The sequence below is a fragment of the Streptomyces sp. NPDC057543 genome, from assembly GCF_042801895.1.
GTDB lineage: Bacteria > Actinomycetota > Actinomycetes > Streptomycetales > Streptomycetaceae > Streptomyces.
Window position 1 is genome coordinate 1 of record NZ_JBHVFF010000044.1, and the last position, 20,455, is coordinate 20,455.

The window sequence follows — 20,455 nt, forward strand, 5'->3', positions numbered from 1 at the left end:
GGCCCCCGACCGCACTGGTCGGGGCCCGCTCGCACAAGCTCCCCTGCCAGGATTCGAACCCGGACAAATGGCACCAAAAGCCACTGTGCTGCCGTTACACCACAGGGGACAGCAAAGCCGATCGACTGGACATACCGTCAGGTCGTCGACCGGGCAGACAACACTATGCCGTACCACCGGCCCCGGACGCGACGGGTCACGGTGCCCCGATCCGCGCCTCCTGTCCAGGTCGCCCGAAAACGAGGTGCGTCCGCCCGTAGTCTGGACGCCATGACCACAACGGGGGCATACCGGGAAGCCGCGGGTCCGACCACCCGCGGCTATTGGTGGTGGGAAAGGCGGCGCGGCGTCGCCCTGGACGTAGGGCTCGCGGTCCTGTCGGCGCTGGAATGCGCTCTGGAGGGGGTGGAATTCGCCGGGAACACCGGGCTGCCGGTGCCGGTCGGCGTGGTGTTCGGGCTGCTCGCGGGGGCTGTGCTGGTGGTGCGGCGCCGCTGGCCGATCGCCGTGGTGCTGGTGTCGATCGCGACGACGCCCGCCGAGATGGGTTTCCTGATGGGGCTGGTCGGCCTCTACACACTGGCCGCTTCCGATGTGCCGCGCAGAATCACCGCGGTGCTGATGGGGATGTCCTTCACGGGGACGTTCATCGTCACGTACGTACGGCTGCGGCAGAGCGTCGACGCGCAGACCGATTTCGGGCGCGACGACTGGTACGTACCGCTGCTCTCGCTGTTCATGTCGCTCGGGCTCACCGCTCCGCCCGTGTTGTTCGGCCTGTACATAGGGGCCCGGCGACGGTTGATGGAGAGCCTGCGGGAGCGGGCGGACTCGCTGGAGCGGGAGCTTTCGCTGCTCGCCGACCGGGCCGAGGAGCGGGCCGAGTGGGCGCGTACGGAGGAGCGCACCAGGATCGCCCGTGAGATGCACGACGTGGTCGCTCACCGGGTCAGCCTGATGGTCGTGCACGCAGCGGCGCTGCAGGCTGTCGCGCCGAAGGATCCGGCGAAGGCGGTACGCAATGCCGCGCTGGTCGGTGACATGGGGCGGCAGGCGCTGACGGAGCTCCGCGAGATGCTCGGGGTTCTGCGGAGCGGGGAGCCCGCGCCGGCGCGGTCCGCGCAGGTGCCGCTCGCGTCGGTCGGCCGCACGGCCGCGGCCGTGGCGGCTGCCGCGGCGGAGGACGGGCCTCGGCTGCATGAGGTGGAGACCTTGGTCGGGGAGTCCAGGGCGGCCGGCATGACGGTGGAGCTCTCGGTGGACGGTGAGGCCCGCCCGTACGCTCCCGAGGTCGAGCAGACCGCGTACCGGGTGGTGCAGGAGGCCTTGACGAACGTGCACAAGCACGCGGCCGGCGCGAAGACGTGGGTGCGGCTCGCGCACCGGGACTCGGAGGTCGCGATGCAGGTGGAGAACGGCCCGTCGGACGCCGCCACGGCGGACGCCGGGCTGCCGAGCGGGGGCAACGGGCTCGTCGGCATGCGGGAGCGGGTGCTGGGGCTCGGCGGCGTCTTCGTTTCCGGGCCGACGGATGCGGGGGGTTTCCGGGTGTCGGCGGTCCTGCCGGACCAGGGGGCGGCCTGACTCGCCAGGCGGGCGATTCCGGCCCGTCCGGCGTTCGAGGACGGAACCGGGACGGGGGCCGGGACGGAATCGTGACGGGCGCGGCCGGGTGCCGTCCTGTCCTCGATTGCCGGACGGGCTGGTTCGAGCCGGGGCCGACCGGAAGATCCAGGCTGCTCAGCCGGTGATCAGGCGGTCCGGCTGGATGCCGCCGATCAGAGTGGCGAGTGCCTGGTCGATGTCCGGGCCGAGGTACCAGTCCCCGGTGTGGTCGATGCTGTACACGCGTCCCTCGGTGTCGATCGCGAGGACGGCCTGCCCGTCCCCCTCCTCGCCGAGAGGGCAGACCTCGGTCTCCAGCGCCCGGCCGAGGTCGCCGAGCGTGCGGGCGAGATGCAGCCCGCTCATCGGGTCGATGCGTACGGGGGACGGCGCGATCTGCCGGCCGGGCGCGGACGCCGTGATGTGGAGTCCGCCGAATTCCGCCCACGCCTCGACGGCGGCCGGGAAGACCGCGTGCTGATGACCGGCGGGTGACGCGTGCGAGCGGAGCGCGTCGGCCCATTCCTCGGCCCGGCGGATGTCCCAGCGGCCGGGCTGCCAGCCCGCGGCGCGCAGGGCGGCGTCGACGGCGACGGGGAAGCGGGTCGTGGCGTGGGGGTCCCGGCCTGTGGGGCCTGCCTGTTCGGGTAGGTCGGTTCGGTCGTGCATCGGCGCCCGGTCAGCCCTTCTCGGCGGCGGTCGCCGCCCCGGTGGTCGTGAGGTCGACGGGACGTACGCCGAAGTGGGCGAGCATCTCCGTGCAGGAGCGGCACGGCGGTGCGTAACTGCCGTGCATCGGGTCGCCGTCCTCGCGGATGCGCCGTGTGGTGAGCCGTGAGTGCTTCAGGGCACGGCGGGCTTCGCCGTTGGTCAGTGGTTTGCGCTGGGCCCGCTTGGAGCGGCCTGCGTCCGCGGCGGTGAGTTGCCGGGACAGCAGTATCGCTTCGGGGCAGCGGCCGGTGAAGCGTTCGCGCTGGCCACTGGTGAGGGTGTCGAGGAAGTCCTGGACGAGGGGGTGCAGTACGGGCGGCTGGTCGCCCTTGCCCGCGGTGCAGGTGAGCGTCTCGCCGCGTACGGACAGCGCCGCGGCCACCGTGGGCAGGATGCCGTCGCGGCGGTGGTGCAGGCGGGGTGTGGGGCTGGTTCCGGTGTTGCTCCAGCTGAGGCGTGGGTCCCCGGTCGTGACTGGTCGTGCGGTGTGCATTGGCGCTTTCCCTCCCGTGCCCGCAGCGGTAGCTGCGCGATGTGCACGCCCCCGAGTTGCGGTGACAGCCTGCCAAATGTCCCAGCTGGTCGGGAAGCTGGGGCGGGGAAACGCGCCTCCGTGTCGCCGGAGGTAGCAGGAGCGTTGCTTGTCCGTCACGCCGTCGTGACGGTTCGTGACGGTGGGGAAAGGGGGTGGCGTACGAGCGAGACCTGCTCTTGCGCCACCGCATAGGCTGTGCGCGGACCGCCCCCTTGGGCAGGTCGGTCCTCACCAGTCAGACGCAGCAGGGGGCAACCGCCATGACGACAGGTCGGCTCGGGCAGCAAGCCGCGCCACCGAACGCGGCCTATGCCGGGCAGCTCGTGCATTTCCCGGACCCGGTCCGGGCTTCCCGCCATCCCAGAGGCGTGCGGATGGACGAGCACGGCAGCCCGGACTTCGCGCCGTACGCGCGCGCCGCCGTCGAGATCGCCGAGCCTCCGCCGGGTTTCGGCGTCGATGAGCTGCGGCTCACCGACTATGTCTCGGCCAATGCGGCGCTGGCGGCGAGTGGCCATGAGCTGTGGGACACGATTCCCGCGGTAGCGACCCCGCACGGCTGGACCTGGCACCACGTCCCCGGTGGTCGGCGCATGGAGCTGATTCCGGTCGAGGTCAAGGCGTTGCTCAGGCACCATGGCGGCCTCGCTGCCACGGCGGTCGACCAGAACAAGCGCGGCACGCGCCCCTTGCAGGAGACCCGGCCCGCGCACTTCCGGCTGCCCAAGGGCGCCGTGGCGGTGAGCGAGCAGCAGATCCAGGGCGTGGAGGAGGACCTCGGTTACCGGTTGCCCGGTGCGTACCGGTCCTTCCTGAAGGCGGCGGGCGGTTCGGCTCCGGTCGGGGCGGCACTCGACGCGGAGCTCGGTCTCCTGGTCGACCAGCCGTTCTTCACGGTGCGCGAGGAGGCCGCCGTGAATGACCTCGTGTATGTGAACAAGTGCTTGCGGGACCACCTCACCAAGGACTACCTGGGCGTCGGCTTCGTCCAGGGGGGCCTTCTCGCGGTGAAGGTGAAGGGCCATGGGGTCGGCTCGGTCTGGTTCTGCGCGTACGACGACGCCCGGGACCAGGACGGCTGGACGGTGCAGGAGCGGGTGGACCGGCTGCTGCTGCCGTGCGGCGGCGATTTCGATTCCTTCCTGCAGCGTCTGGCGGGTAATCCGCCGGAGCTGGAGACCGTGGCGAACCTGATGGTGGACGGCGGCTTCGCGCGGGCCGTCCCGGTGGAGGGGTGAGCGCGATGGTGACCTTTGCGCAGGCGCAGGAGCGCGCGGACGAGTGGATCAACGGCGATGTGCCCGCGTACCAGCACCGTGAGGTGCGGGTGCGGGAGTTCGAGCTGGGCTTCGTGGTGTGGGGCGAGGACCGTGCCGAGGGTCCGGTCTCGGACGGGGGCCGGCAGCGGCTGGTGATCGCCCGGGACAGCGGTGAGGCCACGCTGTGGCCGGGGTTGCCGGTGGGTGAGGTGATCCGACGGTACGAGGAGGAGTACGGGGCGCACGACGCGGCTCCGGCCGCTCCGGAGCCGCCGCAGCGTATCGATCTGAATCAGACGTCGTTCCTGCTGAGCCCCCCGGAGTGGCTCCAGGACGCGGCCGACAAGCTGGGCATTCCGGATCAGCGCGCGGGGCGGGACGGGGGCGCGGCTCCTTCGTCGCCGTCGGAGCCCTCGGCCCCGTCGGCTTCTCCGGCTCCCTCGGACGGTTCGCGGGGTGGGCCGGTCGCTTACGAGCCGACGGCCAACGACGGCGTTCCGGCGTCCTCCGTCGCCGCGTCGCCGCCGAACGTGCCCGCTGGGGCCACCCCCTGGGCCGGGACCGACACCAATGCGGGTTCCGACGACGGCGCCGTGCCACTGCCGGCCACGGTGTTCGCGCCGCCGCTCTCGGGTGCAGACGACGAAGGGACCCCGCCTCCGGTCGTGCCGGCCGATGCGCCGACCGCCCTGATGTCGGGGGGCAGTCGGTTGCCGCCGACGGCGATCGCCCCCGGCCCGGAGCTGCGGGGCAGCGGTGCGCCCGCGCCGGGTGCGCCGGGTGCTTCCGGCCCGGCTCCCGATCCCGGCCCCGGTGACATCGCGGACGCGGCCACCAGTAGGGCCGTCGTGCCGCCGCGTGGTGCGCGTGGGGGCGGTCCGACGACTCCGCCGCCGCCGGGTGCCCCCGGTACGCCGGGTGCGCGGCCGGGTGCGCCTGTGCCGCCGCCCTCGGGCCCGGGTGCGCCCGGCGCTCCGGCAGGCGGGTACCTGCCTACCCAGCTCGTCTCCCAGCAGGGTCCGCCCGGTCCGCCCGGCCCACCCGGCCCTCCGGCACCCCCCGCTCCGCCTGGTTCGACGCCTCCGCCGGCCGGTGGTGGGATGCATCATGCCGCGACGATGCTGGCGGATCCGAGCATGGGCGGCCCGGGTGCGCCCCAGCCGCCCGGTCCTCCTGGTCCGCCCGCGCCTCCGGGGCCTCCTGGTCCGTCCGCGCCTCCTGGCCCTCCGGGTCCGCCTGGTCCGTCCGGTCCTCCTGGGCCTCCGGCACCCCCCCCTCCGCCTGGTTCGACGCCTCCGCCGGCCGGTGGTGGGATGCATCATGCCGCGACGATGCTGGCGGATCCGAGCATGGGCGGCCCGAGTGCGCCTCAGCCGCCCGGTCCTCCCGGCATGCCGCAGGGCGGCGCGCCCACGCCGCCGCCCCCGGCGTACGGGTATCCGCAGGCGCCCGTCGGCCAGCCGACCGTCGGCCCCGGCTACCAGGCCGTCCTGCGCTACCGCGCGCCCGACGGCAGCGAGCAGCAGCTGATCCGCCGCTCGGCGCCCGGCACCCCGCATCCCGAGTGGCAGATGCTGCACGAGCTGCGGGCCATGAACGTGCCGCCTCAGCAGGTCATCGAGCTGCACACCGAGCTGGAGTCGTGCGAGCTGCCCGGCGGGTACTGCGCGCGGATGATCCGGGAGACCTGGCCTCAGGTGCGGATCACCAGCGTCGCCCCGTACGGCACCGATCACGCCAGCCGTCAGCAGGGCATGCAGCATCTGCTCACGCATCAGGGTGAGCTGCATCAGGTGGCGGACGGGCCGGCGCGGCCGGCACCGGTACGGGCTCCGCTGCCGCAGATGCAGCCCGCGCCGCCGGTGCCGCCGGAGGCCGTCGCGCAGGAACTGCTGCAGGCCTTCGGGCCGCAGGGCATCCTCCGCTTCGATCAGCGCGCGGTGTCGCGTCAGGGCGTGCCCGAGGCCGTGGCACAGACGTTGGTGTGGGCGGGGCTGCCCGCCGACTTCGGACCGTTCTTCTGGGCGCAGCCGGGTCAGCCGGTGGTGCCGACGCTGGGTGAGCTGGCCGCCCAGCGGCAGGTGCAGGCCGCCCCGGACGCGGGGTCGTATCTCGTCATGGGGTCCGACTTCGGGCGGGCGATCTGTGTCCAGTACGGCACCGCGAACATCGTGGCGGTGCCGGTCGAGGCGGGTTCCCCCATGGGCGGGCACGGCCAGTCGGCAGCGCCGCAGTTCGTGAACACCGGGCTGCCGGAGTTCCAGCGTTCGATGGCGCTGCTCGGCCGGATGTGGCGGCTGCGGTTCGGGCTCAATCCGGAGCAGGCGGGCCGCTGGACGGTCGACTTCCAGGCCCAGTTGGTGGCGCTGGACGCGGCGGCGCTGGCGTCGCCGGAGAGCTGGTGGTCCGTACTGCTCGAGCAGATGTGGGACGGGCTGATCTGACCCGTCAGGTTTCCGCGTACGGCGCCCGGTTCCCCGTGAGGGGGGCCGGGCGCCGTGCTGTGTGCGGTCTGTGATGCCGGTCGCTTCCGTCCGGAAACTCGCCGGTCGATTCCGACTTCTGTGTCAATTGCCGCATCCTTAGACGTACTGCAGGTGGTCGGAGAGTCGGAAAGAGGCTTCAGGGATGAGTTCTGCACCGGTGTCCGCGCATGGCTTCGTCGGCGTACGAGGACGTGGCTACCGTCCCGAGCAGGTGGACCGGGCCGTGGGCGCGCTGTCGGCGGAGCGGGACGCGGCGTGGGAGCGGGTGGCCCGGCTGACCGCGCTGGTGGAGGAGTTGTCGGCCGATTCGGTGCGGCTGAGCGAGGTCGTCGCCCAGTTGGCCCCGCAGGATTACGCATCGCTCGGTGAGCGCGCCCAGCGGATCCTGGCGCTCGCCGAGGGCGAGGCCGAGGCCGTCCTGGGCGCCGCCCAGGAGGAGGCGCAGGCGTTGCGGGACGCGGCGGACGAGGCGGGCCGGGGTCTTCGCGAGTCGGCGCGCGCGGATGCCGGGGCGATGCGGGCGGCGGCCGAGCGGTATGCCGACGAGACGTCGTCCGCGGCCCGGGGCACTGCCGAGCAGACCCTCGTCGAGGCCCGCGAGGAGGTCGCGGAGGTGCGGGAACTGGCGGAGTCCGCGATGGCCGAGACGCGTCGTCGCACCGCGAGTGTCCTGGCCCACCAGGAGCAGGAGCACGCCGAGCGGTGGAAGGCGGCCGAACGCGAGGTGGCCCAGGCCGAGGCGGCGCAGGCGGCGCGGCACGACGAGCTGACCGAGCAGGCGGAGGCCCGTCTGGCCGAGGCGCGGCGGGCGCTGGCGGAGACGGAGGAGGCCGCACGGCACGGTCAGGAGGATGCCGAGGCGCAGGGCGCGGAGCTGATCGCTGCGGCCCGGATCCGTGAGGAGCGCGTGGTCCGGGAGACGGAGCGGATCCTGCGGGAGCACGAGGTGGGGCGCGAGGAGGTGCAGGCGCACATGACGCACGTACGGAACTCCCTCGCGGCGCTCACCGGGCGGGTGGCCCCGGCGGAGGACTGAGAGACCGGCGACGGCCCGGGACCGAGTGGAGCCGGTGAGCCGGGGACCGGAAACGGAGCGTCAGCCACCGCGCCGGTCCCCGCCCCTGCTCAGGTCAGGCCGGCTCGATCCGCTGGAGGTCCTCGCCGACGATCACCTTGCCGTCGTACCGCCGCTGCGCCCACTTCTTCAGGGGCGGGGCGCCGGTGGCGCCGGTGGGATGCCTGCCAGGATGCGTGGCTCCTCGGCCTCGTACCGCCGGCGTTCTTCGGCGGCCTCGCGCCGGTCGAGCACCGAGCCCAGCCAGCCCGCCAGGAAGCCGGCGGGGATCGAGACGAGGCCGGTCGTGGTGAACGGGAACCAGTTGAAGTCCTGCCCGGGGAAGACCGAGGAGGGCGAGCCCGAGACCAGATTGGTGCCGGTGATCAGCACCATGGCGGTGACGGTGCCGACGATCAGGGTGCAGAGCAGTCCGGTGCGCGTGAAGCGTCGCCAGAACATGCTGTAGACGAGGGCCGGAGCCAGTGCCGAGGCGCCGACGCAGAACGAGAGCGTCGCCAGTGCCTGCACGTTCCAGTGTCTGGCCACGACGGCGAGGGCGATGGCGAGCAGTCCGACGGCGATCGCCGAGGCCTGTGCCGTACGCATTTCGGACAGGCCCGGCAGTGGCTTCCTGTTCGGGTCGCGCACCCCGTGCAGTCCGTGGGCGAAGAGATCGTGTGCGAGGGAGTTCGCGCAGGCGAGGATCATCCCGGCGACGGAGGCGAGCAGCGTCAGGAAGATCGCTGTCGTCATCGTCGTGACGATCAGCGCGCCCAGTTGGCCGCCGCCCGCGACCACGCCGCTGACCTGGAGGATCGAGCTGTTTCCGGATGCTCCGGCGGCGGTGATGCGGTCGTGGCCGACGAGCGCGCCCGCGCCGAAGCCGATCACGACGACGAGGAGACAGATCGTGGCGACCACGGCGACCGCCCAGGACAGTGAGCGGCGGACGGCCTGGGTGGAGCGGCCGCTCGTCATCCGCAGGGCCACGTGGGGCAGGCAGGCGGCACCGAGTACCACCGTCAGTTCGGAGCTGACCATGTCGAGTCCGCTGCCCTCGAACTGGAGCCCCGAGCGCAGATACCCGGCCCCGGCGCCGCTGCTGTTCCGGGCGGCCGAGAGCAGGGCGCCGGTGTCCCAGCCGAAACGGTTCATGATCAGTACGGAGATGGTGAACGCGGCGACGAAGAGGACCACCGTCTTCACTATCTGGATCAGTGACGTGCCCTTCATGCCGCCGATCGCCGCGTAGCCGATCATCAGGGTGCCTAGGCCGATGATGGCGCCGGTGCGGAATCCCGAACTGTCGAAGCCCAGGATGAAGGAGAGCAGATCGCCGCTGCTGGCGAGTTGGACGACCATCATCGGGACGAGCGCGGCGAGGGTGGTCGCACAGGCGGTGATGCGGACGGCGCGGCCGGGGGCGCGGCGCACGAGCAGGTCGCCCACGGTGAACCCGCCCGCGTTGCGCAGGGGTTCGGCCAGCAGGAACATCAGCAGGACGAGCGAGAGGGTGATGCTCAGGGCGAGGATCATCCCGTCGTAGCCGGTGAGGGCGATGATGCCGGTGGTGCTGAGGACCGTGGCCGCGGAGAGGTAGTCGCCCGCGAGGGCGAGGCCGTTCTGCAGGGGCGAGAGCGAGCGGGAGCCGGCGTAGAACTCGTCGAGGTCGTCGCGGTCCGGACCGGTCATCACACAGAGCAGCAGCGCGACGGTGGCCACCGCGAGAAACGCCACCAGGGACATCGACTGCGCGGACTTGTCGAATCCGTTCACCGGGCCGCTCCCGCTCTTCGGAGCCGGGCGGCGAGCGGGTCGACCGTGTGCCGGGCGGTCCGTTCGTACAGGACGACGGCGAGCAGCGTCACCGGGAACTGGCCGAGCCCCAGCGCCAGGCCGATGTTGAGGCCGCCGAACAGGGGGCGTTCCATCAGGCCCTTGGCGAAGGCCGACAGCAGCAGGAAGGCGACGAAGTAGCCGAGCGCGGTCAGGGTCGTGATGCGCCGCAGCAGCCGGTACGCGGTGCGCAGCCGGCGCAGGTCGCCGTGGCGGGCGGCTCCGGCCACGGGGGTGGCGGGAGGGTCCGGCAGCTCCGGGGGCGGTACGGGGTCCGAACTCTGCCAGGGCAGCAGGTAATCGGGACGTTGCGGGGGTGGGGGCCGATGCCCTCGGGGCGCCGTCGGCAGCCGTTCGGGCCAGGAGGAGTACGGGGACGGGGGCGGGCTTCCGTACGACATCTGGGTGCTGCTCCTTGCATGGCTCGGGTCCTGGGCTGGACGGCAAGGCAGGAGTGCGGTGGTGCTGTAGGAAGCGCGAACATTACTCGCCGGTATGGGGGGTTGGGGAGACGTTGGCCGGAACTACCCAAGGTAATGGCTCAGTTGCATGAGGTCCGGCCCGGCGGCAGCCCCGTGGAAAGGTCTTTGACGGCGCTCGTTCACCTACGGGGGCGGCGGCACGGGCCCGCGCGGCGCCGTGGCGCGGCGCGGACGTCTGAAGGTCTGGGGTCTTTCGTTCGGATCAGGCCGGGTCAGGGAGCGGCCCGCCGCGGAGCGGCTGATGTCACCGTGGTGTCGTGCATCGCAAGGCGGAGGAGGGAGTCATGGCGGAGGCGCTGGGGTCTCCCCTGCTCGAGCGGAGCCGAGAGCTCGGGGAAGACTGACGACGACGCGGCGAGGTGCGATGCCGGGGCACGCGAGCCCGGCCTGATCCGAACGAGAGGCCCTACCGCGCCGGGGCGTCGCTCGCGGGCTCCTCGGGTAGGACGGGGAAGCGGCGCGGGGCCACGAAGACGAGCACGAGGAGGGCGAGCGCCGCGGCCCCGGCGGCGCCCAGGTAGACGTGGTCGACGGCGGCGTCGACGGCCCGCCGCAGGTAGTCCGTCGCAGCGGCCGAGAGCCTGCCCGGGTCGTCCAGGGCGTGCGAGATCGCGTCCAGGTCGCCCGGCAGTCCGGGCACCGGGGCGGCGGCCAGCCGGGACGCGAGGATTCCGTTGGCGACGGCCCCGAAGAGCGCGGCGCCGATGCTCTGGCCGACCTGGCGGCAGAAGAGCACGGACGCGGTCGTCGTACCGCGCTCGGCCCAGCCGACCGTCGACTGGACGCCGACGATCAGCGGCAACTGGAACAGGCCGAGCGCCGCGCCGAGCAGCAGCATGATCAGGGCGGGCTGCCAGGCCTCGCCCGGATACGGCAGCAGCGGGAAGGCGAGCAGTATCAGCAGGGCGCAGCTCATGCCGATGATCGCGGTGAGGCGGAAGCCGATGCGGTTGTAGACGCGGTTGGAGAACGCCGCCGACACCGGCCAGCTCAGGGTCATCACGGACAGGACGAATCCGGCCGCGATCGGGCCGAGGCCCAGCACCGACTGGGCGTACGTCGGCAGGAAGACCGTGGGGGCGACCATCAGCAGCCCCATCGCACCCAGTCCCAGATTGACCGAGGCGATGGTCCGCCGCCGCCAGACCCAGCCGGGAATGATCGGCTCGGCGGCCCGCCGCTCGACGACGACGGTCAGCGCGCCGAGCGCGACGCTGCCGGCCAGCAGCCCGAGGGACGGGGCGGAGAACCAGGGCCAGGCGACCCCGCCCTGGACGAGCGCGGTCAGCAGCAGGGTGCCGGTCGCGAAGACGAGGAGGGCGCCCGCCCAGTCGATCCGGGGGCGGGGCGCGCCGGCCGCCCGGCGGGTACCGGACGGCTCGTGGAGGTGACGTACGACGAGCCAGAGTGCGAGCGCCCCGATCGGCAGATTGATCAGGAAGATCCAGCGCCAGTCCGCGTACACCGCGAACAGCCCGCCGATGACCGGCCCCGCGACCGCCGAAGTGGCCCACACGGTCGACAGCTTGGCCTGGATCTTCGGGCGTTCCTTGAGCGGGTAGAGGTCCGCGGCGATGGTCTGCACCGTGCCTTGCAGGGCGCCGCCGCCCAGGCCCTGGACGACCCGGAAGGCGATCAGCGCGGCCATGTTCCAGGCGGCGGCGCAGAGCACCGAACCGAACAGGAAGAGGGCTATGCCGGCGATCAGGACCGGCTTGCGGCCGAAGGTGTCGGAGAGCTTTCCGTACACCGGCAGGGAGACCGTCACGGCCAGCAGATAGCCGGAGAACAGCCACGAGAAGACGGAGAAGCCGCCGAGATCGCCGACGATCTGCGGGACGGCGGTGGACACGATGGTGCCGTCGATGGCCGACAGGGCCATCCCGAGCATCAGGGCGGCGACCACCGGACCGCGTCCGCGCGGCGTCGTGGGGGAGGGGGCCGGGGCGACCCCGGAGTCCGGTATCGCTTCGGTACTGCCGTCCCCGTTACCGCCCGCGCCGCTCACCGAGATTCCTTCCCCCTGCACGTATTTTCTCGTGACACTGTCTCACCCGTGGGCCGCGGAGGGGAGGTGCCGCTGCTGGAGGAGGAGGCCGCGGGCGGGTCCGGCGTCCCCTGCCGACCTCGGCACGTGCACCCCGGGGTCCGCCCCTGACACGGTTCTCCACCCTGGGGCCGAGACCCCTAGGGGGCGCTCCCCACTTCTGCCCAGGGGTGGTTCCTCCCGGCGGAGGACGTGACGGGGGCGGCCCGTTCCTTAACGTGTTCCTACACCGCGAAATGCGGCTGATTCCCACCGCGGATGCGGCGGACCGCAGGGGGCGGGGTGGGGAAAACCCCACCCGAAGACTGCGCTGGGCACCAGCGCGCCGGGCCCCTGGGAACAACCAGACTTCAGACGTACGCCGCGACCACCTGAAAACCGCATGACCGACATAGGAGATAAACCGTGACAACGGCTGTAACCATTCCCAGGCACGGGGGCACTGGAGGGCGTACGGCCGTCGCTGCGCGAGCGCGACAGGTCGTCAAGGCGTACGGGGCGGGGGAGACCCGGGTCGTCGCGCTCGACCATGTCGATGTGGACATCGCCCGCGGGCAGTTCACGGCGATCATGGGCCCGTCCGGCTCCGGCAAGTCGACCCTGATGCACTGCCTGGCCGGCCTGGACACCGTGACCTCCGGTCAGATCTTCCTCGACGAGACCGAGATCACCGGGCTCAAGGACAAGAAGCTCACCCAGCTCCGCCGGGACCGGATCGGCTTCATCTTCCAGGCGTTCAACCTGCTCCCCACGCTCAACGCGCTGGAGAACATCACGCTGCCGATGGACATCGCGGGCCGCAGGCCCGACGCGGCCTGGCTGCGGCAGGTCGTGGAGACGGTCGGTCTCGCCGAGCGGCTGAAGCACCGGCCCACCGAGCTCTCCGGCGGCCAGCAGCAGCGCGTCGCGGTGGCCAGGGCACTCGCCGCCCGGCCGGAGATCATCTTCGGTGACGAGCCCACCGGAAACCTGGACTCGCGGGCCGGCGCCGAGGTGCTGAGCTTCCTGCGCAGGTCCGTCGACGAGCTGGGCCAGACCATCGTCATGGTCACCCACGACCCGGTCGCCGCCTCCTACGCGGACCGGGTGCTGTACCTAGCCGACGGGCGCATCGTCGACGAGATGCACAACCCGACGGCCGATCAGGTCCTCGACCGCATGAAGGACTTCGACTCGCGCGGGCGGACGTCATGACCGTCTGGAAGACATCGAGGCGCAACTTCTTCGCGCACAAGGGACGCATGGCGCTCTCCGCCGTCGCGGTCCTGCTGTCGGTGGCGTTCGTGTGTGGCACGCTCGTCTTCACCGACACCATGAACACCACGTTCGACAAGCTCTTCGCCGCGACGTCGGCCGATGTCACCGTCAGCCCGAAGACCCCGGAGGACGACGACCGGCTTCCGGAGAACGGCAAGCCCGTCACGCTCCCGGCCTCCGCCGTCCAGCAGGTCGGCAAGGCAACCGGCGTGAAGGACGCCGAGGGCGCGGTCTCCAGCATGTCCGTCACCGTCGTCGACAGTCACGACAAGAACATGGGCTCCACGACGGGCGCCCCGACGATCGCGGGCAACTGGACGAAGAACGACCTGCGTTCGATGGAGATCACCTCCGGTCACGCACCGCGCGGTCCGACCGAGGTGATGGTCGACGCCGACACCGCCGACAAGCACCACTTGAAGCTCGGTGACGAACTGCGCACCATCGCCGCCACCGGCGACATCAACGCGAAGATCAGCGGCATCGCCACCTTCAAGGTCACCAACCCCGGCGCGGCGGTCGTCTACTTCGACACCGTCACCGCGCAGACGAAGCTGCTCGGCAAGCCGGACGTCTTCAGCTTCATCTCCGTCACTGCCGAACAGGGCGTCACTGACACGCAGTTGAAGCAGTCCGTCGCGACGGTGCTCGGCGACACCTCCGGGTACAAGCTCCAGACGCAGAAGGAGGCCGCGGACGCCAACAAGAACTCGATGGGCTCCTTCCTCGACGTCATGAAGTACGCGATGCTCGGCTTCGCCGGGATCGCCTTCCTCGTCGGCATCTTCCTGATCGTCAACACCTTCTCGATGCTGGTCGCCCAGCGCACCCGCGAGATCGGCCTGATGCGGGCCATCGGCTCCAGCCGCAAGCAGGTCAACCGTTCCGTGCTCATCGAGGCGCTGTTCCTCGGCATCCTCGGCTCCGTCCTCGGCGTCGGCGCGGGCATCGGCCTCGCCGTCGGCCTGATGAAGCTCATGGGCGCCGTGGGCATGGACCTTTCCACCGACGACCTCACGGTCACCTGGACGACCCCGGTCGTCGGCCTCGCGCTCGGCATCATCGTGACCGTCGTCGCCGCGTACATCCCGGCCCGTCGCGCCGGGAAGATCTCCCCGATGGCCGCCCTGCGCGACGCCGGAACCCCGGCGGACGGCCGGGCCGGCCGGGTCAGGGCCGCGATCGGCCTGGTCCTCACCCTCGGCGGCGGCACCGCGCTCTACGCCGCGACGCGGGCCGACAAGTCGAGCGAGGGCTCGCTCTTCCTCGGTGCGGGCGTGGTTCTCACCCTGATCGGCTTCATCGTGATCGGCCCGCTGCTGGCCGGCTTCGTGGTCCGGGTGCTGAGCGCGGTCATGCTGCGGATGTTCGGCCCCGTCGGACGGCTCGCGGAGCGCAACGCCCTGCGCAACCCGCGCCGCACCGGAGCGACCGGCGCCGCCCTGATGATCGGCCTCGCCCTGGTCGCCTGCCTCTCGGTCGTCGGATCCTCCATGGTCGCCTCGGCCACCGAGGAACTCGACAAGTCGGTCGGCGCCGACTTCATCGTCCAGCCCGTCGGCGGCAACCCGACGCCCCTCGTGGACCAGGCGGTCAAGTCCCTGGAGTCCGTGCCGGACATCGAGCACTTCACCGGCTACAAGGTCGTCAGCGCCGGTCTCACGGCCCCCGACGGCACCACCGAGAACAAGGTCCTGGCCGCCGTCGATCCCACGTACCAGGAGGACGTCCGGCGCGAGACGGTCGCCGGGAAGCTGGCCGACGCGTACGGCAAGGACGCCATGTCCGTCGGAGAGACGTACGCCACCAAGCACCACCTCAAGGTCGGCGACCGGCTCACCGTCGCGTTCAGGGGCGGCGAGACCGCGAAACTGAGGCTTGCCGCGATCACCTCGGACGACGTGAACATCGACAAGGGCGCGATGTACACGAACGTCGCGACCGCCGCGCGGTACGTCCCCGCCGACAGCCTGCCGAAGAACATGATGATGTTCGCGAAGGCCGAGGACGGCAAGGAGAAGGAGGCGTACGCCGCGCTGAAGACCGCCCTCGCCAAGTACCCGCAGTACGAGGTGAAGAACCAGGCCGACTTCAAGGAGCAGCTGAAGGACCAGATCGGCCAGCTGCTGAACATCGTCTACGGCCTGCTGGCGCTCGCGATCATCGTCGCGGTGCTCGGTGTGGTGAACACCCTGGCCCTGTCGGTGGTCGAGCGGACCCGTGAGATCGGCCTGATGCGCGCCATCGGCCTCTCCCGCCGCCAGCTGCGCCGGATGATCCGCCTGGAGTCGGTGGTCATCGCGGTCTTCGGCGCCCTGCTCGGGCTCGGCCTCGGCATGGGCTGGGGCACGGCGGCCCAGAAGCTGCTGGCCCTGGAGGGCCTCGGCGTCCTGGAGATCCCGTGGCCGACGATCCTCACGGTCTTCGTCGCCTCGGCCTTCGTCGGCCTGTTCGCGGCCCTGGTCCCGGCGTTCCGGGCGGGCAGGATGAACGTCCTGAACGCGATCGCCACGGATTAGCGGGGACCGATCGGCGAGACCGGCGCGGTCGGCGCGGTCGGAGGCGATCGGCGGGACAGCGAGATCAACGTGGTCACAGGCGATCGGCGAGACCGGTGATTCCGGCGGCCGACGTAGGATGACTGATCCGGCCCCGGGGTGTTCCTCCAAACACCCCGGGGCCGGTCGCGTGCGGCCGGGGAACGCGCCGGTGGCGGCCGGATCCGGCGACGGGCCGGTGGCGGCCGGATCCGACCCGCTGAGCCGGATTGCGGGCGCGGCTGTCACGGCGGAGTCGTACGCTGGGAACCCCCGGCCCGTGAGACGTGTCGGGTCCTTCGTGTTGCCCCTACGCGTTGCCCCCTGGCAGCAGCCGGCTGTCAGACCTCGCCCTCGTTACCCGGACGGAAGCCCTTCATGAGCCTGCACGGCCTGCTGGATGTCGTCGTACGTGACCCGGCACTCTCCGAAGCGGTGAAGGCCGCCACCGACGGCCACCGGATGCATGTCGACCTCGTCGGTCCGCCCGCGGCCCGCCCCTTCGCCGTGGCCGCGCTGGCCCGCGAGACCGACCGGACCGTGCTCGCCGTCACCGCGACCGGCCGGGAGGCCGAGGACCTGGCGGCCGCGCTGCGCACCCTGCTGCCGCCGGACACGATCGCCGAGTTCCCGTCCTGGGAGACCCTGCCGCACGAGCGGCTCTCGCCCCGCTCCGACACCGTGGGCCGCCGCCTCGCCGTGCTGCGGCGCCTCGCGCACCCGAGGAAGGACGACCCGGAGACCGGCCCGGTCAAGGTCGTCGTCGCACCGGTGCGCTCCGTGCTCCAGCCGCAGGTCAAGGGGCTCGGCGACCTGGAACCCGTAGCGCTGCGCATCGGACAGAGCGCCGATCTCGGCGCGACGGTCGACGCGCTCGCGGCAGCCGCGTACTCCCGGGTCGAACTGGTCGAGAAGCGCGGCGAGTTCGCCGTGCGCGGCGGCATCCTCGACGTCTTCCCGCCGACCGAGGAGCACCCCCTTCGGGTGGAATTCTGGGGCGACGACGTCGAGGAGATCCGCTACTTCAAGATCGCCGACCAGCGGTCGCTGGAGATCGCCGAGCACGGGCTGTGGGCGCCGCCCTGCCGGGAGCTGCTGCTGACCGGCGAGGTCCGCGCGCGGGCCGCCGCCCTCGCCGAGCAGCACCCGGAGCTGGGCGAGCTGCTCGGCAAGATCGCCGAGGGGATCGCGGTGGAGGGCATGGAGTCCCTCGCCCCGGTCCTCGTCGACGACATGGAGCTGCTGCTCGATGTGTTGCCGAAGGGTTCGATGGCGCTGGTCTGCGACCCGGAGCGGGTGCGTACGAGGGCCGCCGACCTGGTCGCCACCAGCCAGGAGTTCCTCCAGGCGTCCTGGGCGGCGACCGCGGGCGGCGGCGAGGCCCCGATCGATGTCGGCGCGGCTTCCCTGTGGGGCATCGCGGACGTCCGCGACCGGGCCCGCGAGCTGGAGATGATGTGGTGGTCGGTCTCCCCGTTCGCCGCGGACGAGGAGCTCGACGAGGACACCCTCAAGCTCACGATGCACGCCCCGGAGTCGTACCGGGGCGACACCGCCCGCGCGCTCGCCGACACCAAGGGCTGGATCGCCGACGGCTGGCGCACGGTGTACGTCACCGAGGGCCATGGGCTCGCCTCCCGCACCGTCGAGGTGCTGAGCGGCGAGGGCATCGCGGCCCGGCTGGATCCCGACCTGGCCGAGATCTCCCCGTCCCTGGTCCACGTCTCCTGCGGCGCGATCGACCACGGCTTCGTCGACCCGGCGCTCAAGCTCGCCGTACTGACCGAGACGGACCTCACCGGCCAGCGCACCGCCACCAAGGACCTGGGCCGGATGCCGGCCCGCCGCCGCAAGACGATCGACCCGCTGACGCTGGAGACCGGCGACTACATCGTCCACGAACAGCACGGGGTGGGCCGCTACATCGAAATGGTGCAGCGCACCGTGCAGGGCGCCACCCGCGAGTACCTCCTCGTCGAGTACGCCCCCGCCAAGCGTGGCCAGCCCGGCGACCGCCTCTACATTCCGACCGACCAGCTGGAACAGGTCACCAAGTACGTCGGTGGCGAGGCACCCACCCTGCACCGGCTCGGCGGCGCCGACTGGACGAAGACCAAGGCGCGCGCCAAGAAGGCCGTCAAGGAGATCGCCGCCGACCTGATCAAGCTGTACTCGGCACGGATGGCGGCGCCCGGCCATGTCTTCGGCCCCGACACACCCTGGCAGCGCGAACTGGAGGACGCCTTCCCGTACGCGGAGACGCCCGACCAGCTCACCACCATCGCCGAGGTCAAGGAGGACATGGAGAAGTCCGTCCCGATGGACCGGCTGATCTGCGGCGACGTCGGCTACGGCAAGACGGAGATCGCGGTACGGGCGGCCTTCAAGGCGGTCCAGGACGGCAAGCAGGTCGCCGTCCTCGTCCCCACGACCCTCCTGGTCCAGCAGCACTACGGCACGTTCACCGAGCGCTACTCCCAATTCCCGGTCAACGTACGGGCACTGAGCCGCTTCCAGTCGGACTCCGAATCCAAGTCGACGCTCGAAGGGCTCCACGAGGGCTCTGTCGACCTGGTCATCGGCACCCACCGCCTCTTCTCCTCCGAGACGAAGTTCAAGGACCTGGGCCTGGTCATCGTCGACGAGGAACAGCGTTTCGGCGTCGAGCACAAGGAGCAGCTGAAGAAGCTCCGCGCCAACGTGGACGTCCTCACCATGTCCGCGACGCCCATCCCCCGCACGCTCGAAATGGCCGTGACCGGCATCCGCGAGATGTCGACGATCACCACGCCGCCCGAGGAGCGCCACCCGGTCCTCACCTTCGTCGGACCGTACGAGGAGAAGCAGATCGGCGCGGCCATCCGCCGTGAACTGCTCCGCGAGGGCCAGGCGTTCTACATCCACAACCGCGTCGAGTCGATCGACCGGGCCGCCGCCCGGCTGCGCGAGATCGTCCCCGAGGCGAGGATCGCGACCGCCCACGGCCAGATGTCCGAACAGGCCCTGGAACAGGTGGTGGTGGACTTCTGGGAGAAGAAGTTCGACGTCCTGGTCTCCACGACGATCGTCGAGTCCGGCATCGACATCTCCAACGCCAACACCCTGATCGTGGAGCGCGGCGACAACTTCGGTCTCTCCCAGCTCCACCAGCTGCGCGGCCGGGTCGGCCGGGGCCGCGAGCGCGGCTACGCGTACTTCCTCTACCCGCCGGAGAAGCCCCTCACCGAGACGGCCCACGAGCGTCTGGCCACGATCGCCCAGCACACCGAGATGGGCGCGGGCATGTACGTGGCGATGAAGGACCTCGAAATCCGCGGCGCCGGAAACCTCCTGGGGGGCGAACAGTCCGGCCACATCGCGGGCGTCGGCTTCGACCTGTACGTACGCATGGTGGGCGAGGCGGTCGCCGACTACCGGGCGTCCCTCGAAGGCGGCGTGGAGGAGGAGCCGCCCCTGGAGGTCAAGATCGAGCTCCCGGTCGACGCCCACGTCCCCCACGACTACGCCCCCGGCGAGCGGCTGCGCCTCCAGGCGTACCGGGCCATCGCCTCCGCCAACACGGAGGACGACATCAGGGCGGTCCGCGAGGAACTCACCGACCGCTACGGCAAGCTCCCCGAGCCGGTCGAGAACCTGCTCCTGGTCGCGGGCCTGCGCATGCTGGCCCGTGCCTGCGGCGTCGGCGAGATCGTGCTCCAGGGCTCGAACATCCGGTTCGCCCCGGTCGAGCTGCGCGAATCGCAGGAGCTCCGCCTCAAGCGCCTCTACCCGAAGACGATCATCAAGCCGGCCGTCCACCAGATCCTGGTTCCCCGCCCCACCACCGGCAGGATCGGCGGCAAGCCGGTCGTCGGCCGCGAACTGCTGGCGTGGACGGGGGAGTTCCTCACGACGATCCTGGGGTCGTGAGGCGGGTGGGCGCGGGCGCGGTTGTGAACACCAGCCACACGGCCTTGCCGACGACGTGATCATCGACCCCGAAGTCGTCGGCGAGTTCGCTCACGAGGTGTGACCCGCGCCCCGAGCAGGCGTCTCATCGAGGCGCTGAACCACCGGTGACCGGGCCCACTGTCACGGACCTCCAGGGCGGTTGCGCGTTTGAGTCGGACGGCGAAGGTCGCCGTGAAGCCGCGACGGGCGATCGTGGTGCGTTGCCGGTTACTCGACCACTGCTTCGTGGCGAAGCAGTGGCGTGCGTTCTTCGTCGGTCGAAGGGGATGGGGCGTGACATTGGTGGGCGGTGCCGCCCTGGGCGACAAGGTCCTCATATACCCCGACCTTGAACCTGATCAGGTCCAGGGACTCGGTGAGCCTGCCGATCTGGGTGGTGACGTGCTCGTGGTGCTCGCGCATGAGCGCGAGTCGTTCTTCCTCGTTTCCGGCGCCTTCTCTGACGAGGTCGGCGTATCGGCGGAGCATGGGCAGGGGCATGCCCGAGGCTCGGAGAATGATGCAGACGGTCAGCCACTCCACGTCATCCCTGCTGTAGACGCGGCGCCCGCCGGGTCCGCGTTGCACGGAGTGGATGAAAAGGCCCTCGCGCTCGTAGAAGCGCAGCGCGTGAACGCTCAAACCGGTGTGTTCGGCGACCTGTCCGATGCTCAGACGTGTCGTGATCTCAGCCATGCCGGTCAGATTAACGG

At 71.3% G+C, this 20,455-nt stretch carries 13 protein-coding genes and 1 tRNA gene; 7 read left to right on the forward strand and 7 right to left on the reverse strand.

Features of this window, described 5'->3' with window-relative positions:
* Positions 1-38: 38 nt before the first annotated feature.
* Positions 39-109, reverse strand: a tRNA-Gln gene (locus tag ACFU8Q_RS10540).
* A gap of 161 nt (positions 110-270) precedes the next feature.
* Between ACFU8Q_RS10540 and ACFU8Q_RS10545 the strand changes: the two genes are divergently transcribed.
* Positions 271-1,584: a sensor histidine kinase gene (locus ACFU8Q_RS10545; RefSeq protein WP_384450766.1), complete on the forward strand. Its 1,314-nt coding sequence runs from the start codon at positions 271-273 to the stop codon at positions 1,582-1,584.
* Positions 1,585-1,740: 156 nt separating this feature from the next.
* Here ACFU8Q_RS10545 and ACFU8Q_RS10550 read toward each other — a convergent pair whose 3' ends face one another.
* Complete coding sequence (locus ACFU8Q_RS10550) at positions 1,741-2,274, reverse strand: SUKH-3 domain-containing protein (RefSeq protein ID WP_384450769.1); 534 nt, start codon at positions 2,272-2,274, stop codon at positions 1,741-1,743.
* A gap of 10 nt (positions 2,275-2,284) precedes the next feature.
* A complete protein-coding gene (locus ACFU8Q_RS10555; protein WP_384450772.1) occupies positions 2,285-2,809 on the reverse strand; it encodes a YwqJ-related putative deaminase in 525 nt (174 codons plus the stop codon).
* A gap of 302 nt (positions 2,810-3,111) precedes the next feature.
* Between ACFU8Q_RS10555 and ACFU8Q_RS10560 the strand changes: the two genes are divergently transcribed.
* The 3 genes from ACFU8Q_RS10560 (at position 3,112) to ACFU8Q_RS10570 (ending at position 7,632) form a co-directional block, all read left to right on the forward strand.
* Complete coding sequence (locus ACFU8Q_RS10560) at positions 3,112-4,089, forward strand: SMI1/KNR4 family protein (protein WP_384450775.1); 978 nt, start codon at positions 3,112-3,114, stop codon at positions 4,087-4,089.
* 5 nt (positions 4,090-4,094) lie between these two features.
* On the forward strand, positions 4,095-6,554 hold the full coding sequence (locus ACFU8Q_RS10565) for an SUKH-4 family immunity protein (protein ID WP_384450778.1): 2,460 nt from the start codon (positions 4,095-4,097) through the stop codon (positions 6,552-6,554).
* 184 nt (positions 6,555-6,738) lie between these two features.
* On the forward strand, positions 6,739-7,632 hold the full coding sequence (locus ACFU8Q_RS10570) for a cellulose-binding protein (RefSeq protein ID WP_384450780.1): 894 nt from the start codon (positions 6,739-6,741) through the stop codon (positions 7,630-7,632).
* A gap of 168 nt (positions 7,633-7,800) precedes the next feature.
* Here ACFU8Q_RS10570 and ACFU8Q_RS10575 read toward each other — a convergent pair whose 3' ends face one another.
* From ACFU8Q_RS10575 to ACFU8Q_RS10585, 3 genes are all read right to left on the reverse strand, one after another.
* Positions 7,801-9,429, reverse strand: coding sequence for a cation acetate symporter (locus ACFU8Q_RS10575; RefSeq protein WP_384450783.1), 1,629 nt, complete (start codon positions 9,427-9,429; stop codon positions 7,801-7,803).
* Positions 9,426-9,890, reverse strand: a complete 465-nt coding sequence (locus ACFU8Q_RS10580; protein WP_384450786.1) for a DUF485 domain-containing protein — start codon at positions 9,888-9,890, stop codon at positions 9,426-9,428. Before ACFU8Q_RS10580 ends, ACFU8Q_RS10575 begins: the two co-directional genes overlap by 4 nt.
* 487 nt (positions 9,891-10,377) lie before the next feature.
* Positions 10,378-11,862 (reverse strand): MFS transporter, encoded by a 1,485-nt coding sequence (locus ACFU8Q_RS10585; RefSeq protein ID WP_384450842.1) that lies wholly within the window; start codon positions 11,860-11,862, stop codon positions 10,378-10,380.
* 561 nt (positions 11,863-12,423) lie between these two features.
* On the opposite strand from ACFU8Q_RS10585, the gene ACFU8Q_RS10590 reads away from it, so the two are divergent.
* From ACFU8Q_RS10590 to mfd, 3 genes are all read left to right on the forward strand, one after another.
* Positions 12,424-13,212, forward strand: coding sequence for an ABC transporter ATP-binding protein (locus ACFU8Q_RS10590; protein ID WP_384450789.1), 789 nt, complete (start codon positions 12,424-12,426; stop codon positions 13,210-13,212).
* Complete coding sequence (locus tag ACFU8Q_RS10595; RefSeq protein ID WP_384450792.1) at positions 13,209-15,794, forward strand: ABC transporter permease; 2,586 nt, start codon at positions 13,209-13,211, stop codon at positions 15,792-15,794. Before ACFU8Q_RS10590 ends, ACFU8Q_RS10595 begins: the two co-directional genes overlap by 4 nt.
* 396 nt (positions 15,795-16,190) lie before the next feature.
* Complete coding sequence (gene mfd / locus ACFU8Q_RS10600) at positions 16,191-19,721, forward strand: transcription-repair coupling factor (protein WP_384450795.1); 3,531 nt, start codon at positions 16,191-16,193, stop codon at positions 19,719-19,721.
* Positions 19,722-19,970: 249 nt separating this feature from the next.
* On the opposite strand, the gene ACFU8Q_RS10605 is transcribed toward mfd, so the two are convergent.
* Entirely contained in the window at positions 19,971-20,438 is a 468-nt protein-coding gene (locus tag ACFU8Q_RS10605; RefSeq protein ID WP_384450798.1) for a MerR family transcriptional regulator, read from the reverse strand.
* Positions 20,439-20,455: the final 17 nt, after the last annotated feature.